The sequence below is a fragment of the Rhodococcus sp. As11 genome, from assembly GCF_048957735.1.
In the GTDB taxonomy this organism is placed as follows: Bacteria; Actinomycetota; Actinomycetes; order Mycobacteriales; family Mycobacteriaceae; genus Rhodococcus; species Rhodococcus gordoniae.
The window spans coordinates 471524-485188 of sequence record NZ_JARDJE010000001.1 but is presented as its reverse complement, the minus strand read 5'-3'; the positions used below and the strand labels follow the sequence as shown (position 1 = coordinate 485188).

The 13665-nt window shown below is 69.2% G+C and carries 15 protein-coding genes; 12 read left to right on the top strand and 3 right to left on the bottom strand.

The window, feature by feature from the left end; genetic code table 11:
• Positions 1–290 precede the first annotated feature (290 nt).
• Positions 291–923: a hypothetical protein gene (locus PV766_RS02380; RefSeq protein ID WP_421096321.1), complete on the top strand. Its 633-nt coding sequence runs from the start codon at positions 291–293 to the stop codon at positions 921–923.
• A 62-nt stretch (positions 924–985) separates the two neighbouring features.
• Here the strand turns inward: PV766_RS02380 and PV766_RS02375 are convergent, their stop codons facing one another.
• Complete coding sequence (locus tag PV766_RS02375; RefSeq protein ID WP_064063112.1) at positions 986–1516, bottom strand: winged helix-turn-helix domain-containing protein; 531 nt, start codon at positions 1514–1516, stop codon at positions 986–988.
• A 217-nt stretch (positions 1517–1733) separates the two neighbouring features.
• Positions 1734–2207 (bottom strand): YbaK/EbsC family protein, encoded by a 474-nt coding sequence (locus tag PV766_RS02370; protein ID WP_064063113.1) that lies wholly within the window; start codon positions 2205–2207, stop codon positions 1734–1736.
• 114 nt (positions 2208–2321) lie between these two features.
• Between PV766_RS02370 and PV766_RS02365 the strand changes: the two genes are divergently transcribed.
• Positions 2322–3152, top strand: a complete 831-nt coding sequence (locus tag PV766_RS02365; RefSeq protein ID WP_421096320.1) for a crotonase/enoyl-CoA hydratase family protein — start codon at positions 2322–2324, stop codon at positions 3150–3152.
• 66 nt (positions 3153–3218) lie between these two features.
• Here PV766_RS02365 and PV766_RS02360 read toward each other — a convergent pair whose 3' ends face one another.
• A complete protein-coding gene (locus tag PV766_RS02360) occupies positions 3219–3710 on the bottom strand; it encodes an inorganic diphosphatase (RefSeq protein WP_064063115.1) in 492 nt (163 codons plus the stop codon).
• A 261-nt stretch (positions 3711–3971) separates the two neighbouring features.
• Here PV766_RS02360 and dacB point away from each other — a divergent pair, with 261 nt between their 5' ends.
• From dacB to PV766_RS02310, 10 genes are all read left to right on the top strand, one after another.
• Positions 3972–5315: a D-alanyl-D-alanine carboxypeptidase/D-alanyl-D-alanine endopeptidase gene (gene dacB, locus PV766_RS02355; protein WP_421096328.1), complete on the top strand. Its 1344-nt coding sequence runs from the start codon at positions 3972–3974 to the stop codon at positions 5313–5315.
• The gene (locus PV766_RS02350) at positions 5312–6358 is read left to right on the top strand and encodes a zinc-dependent metalloprotease (RefSeq protein ID WP_421096319.1); all 1047 of its coding nucleotides are present in this window, start codon (positions 5312–5314) and stop codon (positions 6356–6358) included. The genes dacB and PV766_RS02350 overlap by 4 nt, the downstream gene beginning before the upstream one ends.
• Complete coding sequence (tilS, locus tag PV766_RS02345; RefSeq protein WP_421096318.1) at positions 6334–7383, top strand: tRNA lysidine(34) synthetase TilS; 1050 nt, start codon at positions 6334–6336, stop codon at positions 7381–7383. Before PV766_RS02350 ends, tilS begins: the two co-directional genes overlap by 25 nt.
• A 12-nt stretch (positions 7384–7395) precedes the next feature.
• Positions 7396–7950 (top strand): hypoxanthine phosphoribosyltransferase, encoded by a 555-nt coding sequence (gene hpt / locus PV766_RS02340; RefSeq protein ID WP_016931918.1) that lies wholly within the window; start codon positions 7396–7398, stop codon positions 7948–7950.
• A gap of 254 nt (positions 7951–8204) precedes the next feature.
• Positions 8205–10658 carry an ATP-dependent zinc metalloprotease FtsH gene (gene ftsH / locus PV766_RS02335; RefSeq protein WP_421096317.1) on the top strand — a complete coding sequence of 818 codons (2454 nt, stop codon included), beginning with the start codon at positions 8205–8207 and terminating at the stop codon, positions 10656–10658.
• 70 nt (positions 10659–10728) lie between these two features.
• Positions 10729–11394: a GTP cyclohydrolase I FolE gene (gene folE / locus PV766_RS02330; RefSeq protein WP_421096316.1), complete on the top strand. Its 666-nt coding sequence runs from the start codon at positions 10729–10731 to the stop codon at positions 11392–11394.
• A gap of 32 nt (positions 11395–11426) precedes the next feature.
• The gene (gene folP / locus PV766_RS02325; RefSeq protein WP_421096327.1) at positions 11427–12248 is read left to right on the top strand and encodes a dihydropteroate synthase; all 822 of its coding nucleotides are present in this window, start codon (positions 11427–11429) and stop codon (positions 12246–12248) included.
• The gene (gene folB, locus PV766_RS02320; protein WP_421096315.1) at positions 12245–12628 is read left to right on the top strand and encodes a dihydroneopterin aldolase; all 384 of its coding nucleotides are present in this window, start codon (positions 12245–12247) and stop codon (positions 12626–12628) included. The genes folP and folB overlap by 4 nt, the downstream gene beginning before the upstream one ends.
• Positions 12625–13167, top strand: coding sequence for a 2-amino-4-hydroxy-6-hydroxymethyldihydropteridine diphosphokinase (gene folK / locus PV766_RS02315; protein WP_421096314.1), 543 nt, complete (start codon positions 12625–12627; stop codon positions 13165–13167). The genes folB and folK overlap by 4 nt, the downstream gene beginning before the upstream one ends.
• Positions 13161–13637, top strand: coding sequence for a DUF3180 domain-containing protein (locus PV766_RS02310; protein WP_016931924.1), 477 nt, complete (start codon positions 13161–13163; stop codon positions 13635–13637). The genes folK and PV766_RS02310 overlap by 7 nt, the downstream gene beginning before the upstream one ends.
• The last annotated feature ends 28 nt before the right edge of the window (positions 13638–13665 follow it).

Sequence of the window (13665 nt, the reverse complement as noted above, 5' to 3'; positions counted from 1 at the left end):
CTTCCCATCCTGCCGTCGGAAGGCCCGTCCGCCTTCGTCAGCCCCTGGTGGTGTCTACAACGTCATGACCCGCAACATCTAGCGGTCGACAATTCCCCACAGGGTCAGTAGGGTAATTCGCATGGAACGGATGAGGGCGATCGCCGCGGCACGCTGGTGCCGTCGCCATGTCGACCTCTGCCGTACGGCATCGGGAATCTGTTCGGACTGAAGGTCTTCTCCCTCGAAGTCTTCCGGCTCACAGGCCGATTTCTCCGTGCCGCTCCGCGGCCCGTACCGAGAGGCATCCCATGCCCGTCGCATCCACCGTCACCCCTGTATCCGCAGATCCGGCCACCGCAGACCCGGCCGTCGTCGAGTCCGCCGCCATCCGGGCGTTGCGTATCGCCGTCGAACTCGCCGGTCACTCCGGACCCGACTACTGGGCCGACCTGACCCTGGGGCGTGCCGGCGATCCGCCGCTCGACCTCAGCGCCGATGCACCCAACGTCGTGCGGGTGCGTGCCGCCGACCTGCGTGAGGCCGGAAAGCTGCGCGACCGCATCCGTGCGGAGGCCGCCGAGGAGGGCCGCGAGCCCGATTCGGTCACCGTGCTCGTCGACGTCGAGGTCGTCCTCGCGTCCGATGCCCGCACCGCCCGTACCCGACGCACCCGTCCGGAAGCCACCCGCGGGGAGGCCGACACGTTGTCGTACGTCGGAACGCCGCACGGTCTCGCCGGGCTGATCGCCGACATCCACGCCGTGCAGGTCGCCGACGGCGTCACGTTGATCCCGCTCGCTGCGCCGTTCACCGTCGAGTATCTCGTCGACGGAACGCTGCCGTGGTTGGCGTCGCGCGGCCTCATCGAGGTCTCGCCGACCGTCGTCGAGGTCCTGCGCCGGTTCGGCGAGGGCGCCCAGGAATCCGTGCGCGCTTCCTGACTCGAGTTCGTATCGCGAAGGAGGGGCAGGGGTTTCGACTCCTGCCCCTCCTTCGCGTGCGTTCACGCAGTGCGGCGATCGAGCGCTTCGACCACGTGCACGCGCGGATCGGGATCGAACCGGTAACCGGACCCGCGGACAGTCGTGATGATGGTGCCGAAACGTCCCAGCTTGGAACGGATCCGGGAGACGTGGACGTCGACACTGCGGTTGCCCCGGTCGGTGTCGAAGTCGTCGTTCTCGGAGTATCCGGCGCCGAGTGGCCGTAGCGCCGCGCGGGGCACCGCGACGCGGGGCCGGCGAACCAGATGGGCCAGGATCTCGAATTCGCTGTGGCTCAACTCGACTCGCTGATTGTCGAGCACCAGCCCGCGGGCCGGCAGGTCGATCACCAGTGGGGTCGGGCCGGGACTGAGGAGGGTGTGGGTGCGCGCACCCGGGAGCAGATCGAGGGCGGTCTCCCGTAGTGCGTCGGCGAGAGCTGCGAGATCACCCGCCGATCCGGCGTTCGTGTCCGAGATCTGCACGATGAGAACGAGTTCAGGTGAATCGACCGAGCCGTCGGCCGGGTTCTCGATGGAGGACGTGGTCATGGAAGGGCTCCGCTGGTCGGAAGGTGAACGGTGCCGGGCGGGCAGTGGCCCGCAGCTGCGCGGCGCCGGAAAGAGAAGGGATGGTGCGGATCTCAGGCCGCACAGAGGCACGAGCGGGTACGGCACAGGTCGACATGCCTGCGGCTCCACGCTCGGACTGTCACGACGGAGAGTGTACCCGGGTGGAGGTGCCGACGGTACCGCTGGGTGGACGGTCTCAGTCGACGTCGACGTCGATCGCCGCGGTGATGCGCATGAGCTCCGCATAGACGGTCCGGAACAGTGTGTTCGGGCATCCACCCGACGCCCACAGATCCGGGTGGAGCTGCAGCGCTCGGTCGATGTAGGTGGGCAGGTTCGTGGGGTGGCCGAGCGGCGCGACACCACCGAGCGGCTGGCCGGTGACCTCCGTGACCAGGTCGGGGGAGGCCGGCACGAGCTCGCCGCCGAGCCGCTCGCCGGTCCGCTCGACCGACACGCGATGCGCCCCGGACACCAGCAGCAGGATCGGGTCGTCGTCGAGCAGGAAGACGAGCGACTTCACGATCGCGCCCACCTCCACACCCACCGCGGCGGCGGCCTGCTCGGCGGTGTGCACGGTCTCCGGCTGCTGGACGATCAGACCGTGATGGCCGCGGGCGATGAGCGTGTCCGAGACGCGGTGGGCATTCGGATGCAGCGACCTGGTCATGGATCAAGAGTAGGAAAATCGGCGCCCGGTGGGCACGGTTCGGAGGATGCGTCGTCGTCGCGTCGTGAAGTGGGGGACGGTGCATTTCGAGGGCGCAGAAGTTACCGTTGGGTAATGACCGATCACTCTCCCTGGAAAGCGTTCACCGTCGAGTGCGAGGACCACGTCGCACGGGTCACGCTCGTCGGCCCCGGCAAAGGCAATGCCATGGGCCCCGACTTCTGGGCGGAACTGCCCGTCCTTTTCGGTGAGCTCGACGCCGACCCCGACGTCCGCGCCGTCGTCCTCGCCGGTTCCGGCCGGAACTTCTCCTACGGGCTCGACCTCGTCGCCATGGGCGGCAGTCTCGGCGCCGTCGTCTCCGGCAAGGCGCTCGCGAAGCCGCGCACGGACTTCCACGCGATGATCAAGAACATGCAGGCGGCCGTCACGGCCGTCGCCGACTGCCGCAAGCCGGTCGTCGCCGCGGTCCAGGGCTGGTGCATCGGCGGAGCGGTCGACCTCATCTCCGCCGCCGACATCCGCTACGCGAGCGCCGACGCGAAGTTCAGCGTCCGCGAGGTCAAGGTCGGAATGGTCGCCGACGTCGGCACCCTCGCCCGGCTCCCGCTCATCATCGGCGACGGTCACGTCCGCGAACTCGCGCTGACCGGCAAGGACATCGACGCCGCCCGCGCCGAGAAGATCGGACTCGTCAACGACGTCTACGACGACGCGGACGCCGTGCTCGCCGCGGCTCACGCGACCGCCGCGGAAATCGCCGCGAACCCGCCGCTCGTGGTTCAGGGCATCAAGAACGTTCTCGACCACACCCGCTCGCCGCAGGTCGACGACAGCCTCCGCTACGTCGCGGCGTGGAACGCGGCGTTCCTGCCGTCGGAGGACCTCACCGAGGCGATCACCGCCGTCTTCGAGAAGCGACCGCCGCAGTTCACGGGGGAGTAGGCCCCTCCTACGACAGATCCCCCGGACGATCCGATCGTCCGGGGGATCTGCGTTGCAGGCTCGGTGTCAGTGCCCGCCGTTGTTCTTCAGACGCTCGACCGACGCGGTCACCTCGGCCTCGGCCTCGGCGCGACCGACCCAGTCGGCGGCCTCGACGTGCTTGCCCGGCTCGAGGTCCTTGTAGTGGACGAAGAAGTGCTTGATCGCGTCGAGCTCGAACTGCGAGACGTCGCTGATGTCCTGGACGTGATCCCAGCGCGGGTCGCCGGCCGGGACGGCCAGGATCTTGTCGTCGCCCCCGGCCTCGTCGACCATCTTGAACATGCCGATCGGGCGGGCGTCGACCAGAACGCCGGGGAACACCGACTCGGGCAGCAGCACCATGCAGTCGAGCGGATCGCCGTCCTCACCGAGGGTGTTCTCGATGTAGCCGTAGTCGGCGGGGTAGCCGAACGAGGTGTACAGGTAACGATCGAGCTTGACGCGTCCGGTCTCGTGATCGACCTCGTACTTGTTCCGCTGTCCCTTGGGGATCTCGATGGTGACCTCGAACTCCACGCCTTGCCTCACTTCGTCGGTATTTTCCGGCGGATACGACATCCGTATCTGCGGTGATGGTCCGCAGAGAGGATAACGGTCGCGGCGCTAGGCTGGAGGTGCAGGTACCGGGGCCCCGAGTGCGTCACAACAGTGTGCGGCCGGCAGCGGGAAGTGCGGGTAGCTGGTCGACCAGTGTGTGCAGGATGCAGCGGAGGCGTGTTGACGGGGCAGGGCGGCAACAAGAAGCAGGGTTCACTGGCAACCAGGCGACGGCGGAACATGAAGATCCTGTTCGGGATCTGGGGAGCGGGTTTCCTCGCTCTGGTCGTCGGTGGAGCCTTCGCGATCTACGACGTGCGGACATCCGCCGGCGCGGTCGTACTTCCCGCACCGGCACCGGTGGTCGCGACCCCCGCGGTCGCCGCGGTCTCACCCGACGCTCCGACGCCCGACCCGACTTCGCTGGCGTCGGCACTCGACCGGGCCGTGAACGACCCGGGGCTCGGTGATTTCGCCGGATCGATCAGCGACCCCACGACCGGCACGGTGCTGTGGTCGAAGGATCCCGACCGCGCCTTGATCCCGGCCTCCACGACGAAGATTCTCACCGCTGCGGCTGCCATGCTCGTGCTGCCGTCCGATCATCGGATCACCACGCGCGTCGTCGAAGGTTCGAAGCCGGGAGAGATCGTCCTGATCGCCGGGGGCGACCCCACCCTGTCGGCACTGCCGCCCGGCGAGGAGAGCTTCTATCCGGGTGGTCCTCGCATCGCCGACCTCGCCGAACAGATCCGCCGCGGCGGCACGACCGTCGAGACCGTCCTCGTCGACACGAGCCTGTACAGCGGGGATCCGCTCGCGCCGGGCTGGTTTCCCCAGGACGTCGGCGACGGTTACGTCGCACCCATCGAACCGGTGATGCTCGACGGCGGCCGGTTGCGCCCGCTCGAAGACGAATCGCCTCGCAGCGCTACGCCCGCCCTGGACGCCGGTCGTGCACTGGCGACGGCGCTCGGTGCCGACCCCGCGCGGGTAGCACTCGGATCCGCCTCACCCGGTGCGGCGCCCATGGCGTCGGTCCAGTCGGCGCCACTCACTGTGCGTCTCGGTCAGATGCTGCGCCGATCCGACAACGTCCTCGCGGAGACCATCGGACGGGAGGTCGCCGTCGCGACGGGCAACGAGCACTCGTTCGAGGGCACCACGAAGGCGGTGACCGGTACCCTGCAGCAAGCGGGTCTGGACGTCACCGGTGTGACGTTGCGCGACGTCAGCGGACTCTCGGTCGAGAACCGGATCCCCGCTCGTACGCTCGATCGCGTGATCTCCGAGGCGGCCGGACCGAACAGGACGGAGCTGCGGCCCATGCTCGACTATCTTCCCGTCGCCGGAGCGACCGGCACGCTCGCCGACCGCTACGGCACCACGACCCGTGCCGGGGCCGGCTGGGTGCGGGCGAAGACCGGCACTCTGACCGAGGTCAACGGACTCACCGGGTACGTCGTCGACTCCGACGGTCGTGTGCTGTCGTTCGCTCTGCTCTCCAACGGCAGGTCGCCGGGCGAGGCCCGGCCCGCCCTCGACGCCGTGGCGTCGGTGCTTCGCGAGTGCGGCTGCCGATGACCGGCAAGGAGCGGGCTCTCGGCGACGCGATCGACTGGTCGTTCGCGGCCGGGGTCGGCGTGCGCCTCACCCGCTCCGAACCTGCCATGTCGCAGTACACGCGCGACGCGGTGCAGGACGAACTGTTCTCGGCTGCCGCACGCGCCGAGGGCCCCGTGCGCGAGCACACGCGACTCGACGACGGAACCGAGCCGCCGCCGGCGCGGGTCGTCGACCGGCCCGGATGGGTGCGCGCGGCCGCGGCGTCCATGGCCGACCTCACCGCGGCGCCGGGTGCGGATCCGGGTGGCAGCCGACGCTGGGTGGGCAAACCGGCGGGCGCGCAGGCGGGCGCCATGCTGGCGTACCTGTCCTCGGCGGTGCTCGGACAATACGATCCGTTCTCCCGCTCGTTGCTGCTCGTCGCGCCCAATGTCGTCGCGGTCGAACGTGTCCTGAAGGTGCCGCCCACCGATTTCCGGCTGTGGGTGTGCCTGCACGAGGTGACCCACCGCGTGCAGTTCTCGCAGGCACCGTGGATGGCGGAACTGATGCGCGATGCTGCCGTCGATCTCGCCACCGCCGTCGAGGAACCGATGGGCGACGTCGCGACCCGCGTGGTGTCGGCGGTGAAGGATCTGCGCACTCCGGGCGAGAAGCCCATGTCGGAGCGGGGGATGCTCGGCGTCGTGCGTGCTCTGCAGGCACAATCGCAACGCGAATCGTTCGATCGGATCCTCGCGCTGGGAACTCTCCTCGAAGGTCACGCCGACCATGTGATGGACGGTGTCGGCCCGGCCGTGGTCCCGTCGGTCGCGCGGATCCGGCGGGCGTTCGACAACCGCCGGCACCGCAACAGCAGCCCCGTCCATCGCCTGATCCGGCTCGTCCTCGGCATGGACGCCAAGATGGCGCAGTACGTGCACGGCAAGAAGTTCGTCGACGCCGTCGTCGCGAAGGTCGGCATGGACGACTTCAACGCGGTGTGGTCCGGACCGGATGCCCTGCCCACCCTGGCGGAGATCGACCACCCCGACGCGTGGATCGCGCGGGTGCTGGGCTGATCGTGGCATCCCCGTCGGCCGATCGCCCGCTGCTGCCCGAGACCCCGGCGATCCACGAAGTGCGACTCGCAGTGCGGGCCTGGCTGGGCGCGCACCCCGTCGGCGAGGTGACCGTCGCGCTGTCCGGCGGAGCCGATTCCGCAGCCCTGACCGCCGCCGCCGTGGCGGAAGCGGACGCGGTGCACGCCGTCGTCGTCGACCATCGCCTGCAGTCCGGCTCCGAGGTCGTCGCTGCCCGCGCCGCGGAGTTCGCCCGGGCCCGCGGCTGCGCGACCGTCACGGTGGCCGCCGTGGACGTCACCGACGGGGGAGGACTCGAGGCCGCCGCGCGTGCGGCCCGTTACCGGGCGCTCGACGAGCACCGCGACGAACGGCCGGTGCTGCTCGGGCACACCCTCGACGACCAGGCCGAGACGGTGTTGCTCGGCCTCGGCCGCGGCTCGGGACTGCGTTCGATCCGGGGCATGGCGTCCTACGAGCCGCCGTGGGGCAGACCGCTGCTCGGCGTGCGCCGCAGCACGACCCGCCGGGCGTGCGACGAACTCGGCTACCGCCCGTACGAGGATCCGCACAACACGGACGACCGGTTCACGCGCGTGCGATTGCGCCGCGAGGTCCTGCCGCTGCTCGAGGACGTGCTCGGTGGGGGCGTCGCCGAAGCTCTCGCGCGCACGGCCGGGCAACTGCAGGACGACGGCCACGCCCTCGATGTCCGGGCGGTGGAACTGCTCACGGCGGCGCGCCACGACGACGACCTGCTCGACACCGCTGTGCTCGCCGCGGCTCCCGCCGCAGTACGGCGGCGCGCACTCCGGTCGTGGCTGATCGATCACACCGCCACACCGAACGAGACGATGCTGCGGGCGGTCGACGACCTGGTAGTGGCGTGGCGTGGGCAGGGGCCGGTGGCGGTCGGGCGGGGCCCGCAGCCGGGGACGAGGTTGGTGGTGTCGCGTCGGCGTGGCACGCTTGCCGTGGAGTACGTCGACCGGGCGAAGCCCCGGGCGACCGGCAGCAGAAGGTAGGGAAGGACCCCGGTGTACGAGAACGACATAGCGTCGGTGCTGATCTCCGAGGAACAGATCAAGGAGCGGACCGCAGAACTGGCGCAGTCGATCGCCGAGCGTTACCCCGTGGGTGCGCCCGAAGGTGATCTGCTGCTCATCGGGGTGCTCAAGGGCGCCATCTTCTTCATGACCGACTTCGCGCGCGCTCTGCCGATCCCGACGCAGATGGAGTTCATGGCCGTCAGCTCGTACGGGTCGTCGACGTCGTCCTCGGGTGTGGTGCGCATCCTCAAGGACCTCGACAAGGACATCGCCGGTCGCCACGTTCTCATCGTGGAGGACATCATCGACTCGGGCCTGACGCTGTCGTGGCTGCTCAAGAACCTGTCGTCGCGCAACCCCGCGTCGCTCGAGGTCGTCACGCTGCTGCGCAAGCCGGAAGCCGTCAAGATCGACGTCGAGGTCAAGGACGTCGGATTCGACATCCCGGACGAGTTCGTCGTCGGCTACGGCCTCGACTACGACGAGCGCTACCGCGACCTGCCCTACATCGGCACGCTGGATCCCAAGGTCTACAGCAGCTGACCTCCGGTCGAGCCGGGGCGTGAGGTCCCCGGCCCGGGGAACTCCGGTTCCGTCCCGATCGTTGTCGAGTACGACGTCTTCCCGGTATCGGCTCCGGTCGGTGCCGGGGCGACTGCTCGTTGCAACGCGGTAACCTTGCGTTGCCTGGTCAGTGACCGTCGCGGCGCATGGCGGCCACACCGGGCGCGAAGCGCCGCGACTGCGAGACCCCGACGAACTCGATCGAAAGGACCGGCCGCTCGGGCCGAACCTGTATGAACCGCAAGACAGTGTTCCGTAATCTGGCGATCGTCGCCGGCATCCTGCTGGTGATCTACGCCTTCAGTTACTTCGGCGACGACACGCGCGGTTTCACTCGGGTGGACACCTCCGTCGCGGTGGCGCAACTCCAATCGCAGAACGTCGGTGAAGCACGCATCGACGACCGCGAGCAGCAGGTGCGGTTGTGGCTCGAGAGCGGCAACGACGCGACCGAGGGCAGCACCGAGATCATCGCGAAGTACCCCGCGTCGGCGTCCGAGCAGATTTTCGACCTGGTCTCCGCGTCGGGCGCGCAGAAGTACGACACGAACGTCACCCAGGAGAGCTGGCTGACGTCGATCCTTCTGTTCGTCCTGCCGATGATCATCCTGCTCGGCGTGTTCTTCTTCGTGATGAGCCGCATGCAGGGGGGTGGTCGCGGCGGCATGATGGGCTTCGGCAAGTCGAAGGCCAAGCAGCTCACGAAGGACATGCCCAAGACGACCTTCGCCGATGTCGCCGGCGCCGACGAGGCCGTCGAGGAGCTCTACGAGATCAAGGACTTCCTGCAGAACCCGTCGCGCTACCAGGCGCTCGGCGCGAAGATCCCGAAGGGCGTGCTGCTCTACGGCCCTCCCGGCACCGGTAAGACCCTCCTCGCCCGCGCGGTCGCCGGTGAGGCGGGCGTCCCGTTCTTCACGATCTCCGGTTCGGACTTCGTCGAGATGTTCGTCGGTGTCGGTGCCTCGCGTGTGCGCGACCTGTTCGAGCAGGCCAAGCAGAATGCTCCGTGCATCATCTTCGTCGACGAGATCGACGCCGTGGGCCGTCAGCGCGGCGCCGGCCTCGGCGGCGGTCACGACGAGCGCGAGCAGACCCTCAACCAGCTCCTCGTCGAGATGGACGGCTTCGGCGACCGCTCCGGCATCATCGTGATGGCCGCGACGAACCGACCCGACATCCTCGACCCGGCGCTGCTGCGTCCCGGCCGCTTCGACCGTCAGATCCCGGTCACGAATCCCGACCTCGCCGGTCGCCGGGCGATCCTCGCCGTGCACTCGAAGGGCAAGCCGATCGATCCCCACGCGGATCTCGGGGCGCTCGCCAAGCGCACGGTGGGTATGTCCGGTGCCGACCTCGCGAACGTCGTCAACGAGGCCGCGTTGCTCACTGCCCGCGAGAACGGCACGGTGATCACCGAGGCGCTCCTCGAGGAGTCGGTCGATCGCGTCATCGGCGGTCCCCGCCGCAAGAGCCGCATCATCAGCGAGCACGAGAAGAAGATCACGGCCTACCACGAGGGCGGCCACACCCTCGCCGCCTGGGCGATGCCCGACATCGAGCCCGTCTACAAGGTCACCATCCTCGCCCGCGGTCGCACCGGCGGGCACGCGATGACGGTGCCCGAGGACGACAAGGGCCTGATGACGCGTTCGGAGATGATCGCGCGCCTGGTCATGGCCATGGGTGGTCGTGCGGCCGAGGAACTCGTCTTCCGCGAGCCCACCACCGGTGCCTCGTCCGATATCGACCAGGCCACGAAGATCGCGCGGGCGATGGTCACCGAATACGGCATGAGCGCGAAGCTCGGCGCGGTCCGCTACGGCCAGGAGCAGGGCGATCCCTTCCTCGGCCGGTCGATGGGCGTGCAGTCCGACTACTCGCACGAGGTGGCACGCGAGATCGACGAGGAGGTCCGCAACCTCATCGAGGCCGCCCACACCGAGGCGTGGGCGATCCTCAACGAGTACCGCGACGCTCTCGACCTGCTGGCGGGCGAACTGCTCGAGCACGAGACGCTGACGCGTAAGGATCTCGATCGGATCCTGGCCGACGTGAAGAAGCGTCCGCGGATCACGACCTTCAACGATTTCGGGGATCGGGTCCCGTCCGACAAGCCGCCGATCAAGACGCCTGCCGAACTCGCGGCCGAGCGTGGCGAGCCGTGGCCGCCGGAACCGCCGTCGCTGACGAAGCCGGCGCATGCGCATCCGCAGTATCCCGGTCAGGGTGAGGTGCCCGCCGCCGGTGGCTACCAGCCGGGCGGGCAGCCGCAGTACCAGCCGACGCAGCCCGTGCAGCAGGCGAACGGGTACCCCCGACCGCAGCCGGTCCCGGCCTCCGAACCGCTTCCCGGTTTCCAGCCGCCCGCTCCGTACCCGGGTGGTCCGCGGCATGCGACCCGGCCCGATTACGGTGCCCCCGCCGGATGGTCGGCCCCCGGCTGGCCGCCGCGTGAGCAGGCCCAGCAGGAACCGCAGGGTCTCGGGCATCCGCAGGAGCCGCAGGGTTACGGGCGTCCGCAGGAGCCGCAGGATCCCGAGCGCCGGTCCGAATCCGCCGACAACGGTGCGGGAGATCCGCACCGTGGTGAGAGCCACGTGGGAGACTCGCAACCGCGCGATGGTTACGGCACTCCCGAGCCTCCTCCCACCCAGCGGTGGGAAGGCCCGGCCGGCCGGCACTGATCCGTGCCGGTGAGCCGGTACCGGGCGTGCATCGGGCCGGTCGGGTCCGATGGAGACGAGTGAGTGAAGAGTGGAGGGCGAGCGGGTGTCGGTGAACCACCTGAAGTCGGATACGGGTTCCGACCCGGAGGATGTGACGACTCACGCGTTGAGCGTGGACGCGGGACGCACATTCGACCAGGCCCGAGCCGAAGCGGCCGTGCGCGAACTGCTGATCGCAGTGGGTGAGGATCCGGATCGTGAGGGTTTGCGCGACACCCCCGCCCGTGTGGCCCGCGCCTACCGGGAGGTGTTCGGAGGACTGTTCACGGATCCGGACGAGGTCCTCGGCACGACCTTCGACGAAGGTCATCAGGAACTCGTCCTCGTGCGCGACATCCCGATGTACTCGACGTGTGAGCACCACCTCGTGTCGTTCCACGGGGTCGCCCACGTGGGGTACATCCCGGGTCCGACGGGCCGCGTGACGGGGTTGTCGAAGCTGGCGCGTGTCGTGGACCTCTACGCCAAGCGGCCGCAGGTCCAGGAACGCCTGACCAGTCAGGTCGCCGATGCGATGATGCGCAAGTTGCAGCCGCGCGGCGTGATCGTCGTGGTCGAGGCCGAGCATCTGTGCATGGCCATGCGCGGCATCCGCAAGCCCGGGGCGAGCACCACCACCTCCGCTGTGCGCGGCTTGTTCCAGACCAGTTCGGCGTCGCGTGCCGAGGCCCTGGACCTGATTCTGCGCCGGTGACCGTCTTCCCTGCCGAACAGTGGCCCGTCGTGATGGGCGTACTGAACGTCACCAGTGATTCCTTCTCCGACGGAGGTCGTTACCTGGATCGCGAGACCGCGATAGCCCATGGTTTCGAGCTGCGCGAACTCGGTGTCGACATCGTCGATGTGGGTGGCGAGTCCACCCGGCCCGGTGCGGTGCGTGTCGACCCCGAGGTCGAGGCGTCCCGCGTGGCGCCGGTGATCGCGGCCCTGTCGGAAGCAGGCATCCCCACGAGCGTCGACACGATGCGTGCCTCGGTCGCCGAGGCTGCCATCGAGGCCGGGGTGACGATGATCAACGACGTCTCGGGTGGGCGTGCCGACGCCGACATGGCCAGGGTGGTCGCCGAGTCCGGAATTCCGTGGATCCTCATGCACTGGCGTCCTCTCGGCGAGTTCGTCCACGCCGGCGGCTCGACGCAGTACGACGACGTCGTCCGCGAAGTCCGCGACGAGCTGCTCACGCAGGTCGACATCGCGGTGGCCGCCGGAGTCGACTCCGACAGGATCGTGCTCGATCCGGGTCTGGGGTTCGTGAAGGAACCCGACCACAACTGGCAATTGCTCCACCGTCTGCCCGAGCTCACCGATCTGGGATTCCCGGTGCTGATCGGAGCGTCCCGGAAGCGTTTCCTCGGATCGTTGCTCGCAGCGCCCGACGGCACGATCCGGCCCCCCGCGGGCCGCGAGGTCGCCACGGCAGTCGTCTCCGCGCTCGCCGCGACCCACGGCGCGTGGGGTGTACGCGTCCACGACGTGCAGGCATCCCGCGACGCGCTCGCGGTGGTGCGTGCCTGGCAGCGCGGACGCGCGGAGGGAGTGCACGCGTGAGCGACCGCATCGAACTACGGGGACTGACCGTCCGCGGCAACCACGGCGTCTTCGAACACGAGAAGCGGGACGGCCAGGACTTCGTCGTCGACATCGTCGTGTGGCTCGATCTCGCGCCGGCTGCGGCGTCCGACGATCTCACCGACACGTTGCACTACGGCGAGCTCGCCGAGCGTGCCGCGGCGATCATCGCGGGTCCGGGACGCGATCTCATCGAGACGGTCGCGGGCGAGATCGCCGACGAGATCCTCACCGACCCGCGTGTCACCCGGGTCGAGGTCACGCTCCACAAGCCGTCGGCGCCGATCCCGTTGACCATCGGCGATGTCGCCGTCGTGATCGACCGCTCCCGAGGTGACGGGGCCGGGAGCGCGTCGTGAGTCGTGCCGTGCTGTCCATCGGGTCGAACGTCGGCGACCGGCTCGCGCACCTGCGGTCGGTCGTCGACGCGCTGGGTGAGCGCCTCGTCGCCGTCTCGGCGGTGTACTCGACGGCACCGTGGGGTGGTGTCGAGCAGGAGGACTTCCTCAACGCGGTCGTCGTCGCGGAGGACGGCGGGTTCGGTCCGCACGACTGGCTGCGGTTCGGCCGCGAACTCGAAGAAGCCGCCGAACGCGTGCGGGTGCAGCATTGGGGGCCGCGCAGCCTCGACGTCGACGTCGTGAGCTGCGACAGCGGCGACGGTGAGGTGCGCAGCGACGATCCGGAACTGATCCTGCCCCACCCGCGCGCGCACCAGCGGGCGTTCGTGCTCGTCCCGTGGCTCGACGTCGAACCCGAGGCCGTGCTCACCGCCGACGGCCGACGGGCGGGCATCGGCGAGTGGCTGGGCGAACTCGACGCCGCCGAACGCGAAGGCGTGCATCGCACCGATCTGTCGCTGACCGGGCCGACGACCCAGGGACGCAGCGAGTGCTGAAACAGACCAGGATCCGCGATCTGCTGGCGCTGGCCGCGCTGGCGGCGGTCGCCGCGTGGTTGCTCGTCCGCACGATGTACGGCTCGTTACCGCCCATCCCGGTCTACGCGGGAGCCTCGCTGTATCCGGTCGCGGTGATCGAAGTGATCCTGGCGTTCATGATCCGTTCGCGGGTGGGCAAGCACGAGATCGGTGAGGGACCGGGTCGGTTGCATCCCATCACCGCGGCCCGCGCGGTCGCGCTCGCCAAGGCGTCCGCGCTGGTGGGTGCCGCGAGTGCCGGGGTATGGATCGGGTTCCTGCTGTATCTCGTGCCGCAGCGCGGTGTCGTGCAGGCGGCCACCGACGACACGTCGGGTGTGCTGGTCGGAGCCGTCGCCGGCGTCGCGCTGGCGGCCGCCGCACTGTGGCTCGAATACTGTTGCCGGACACCGGAAGACCCCGACGAACCGAACGAACCGGCTGTCTGACCTCGGATTTCGCGGGGGAAGAGGGCGT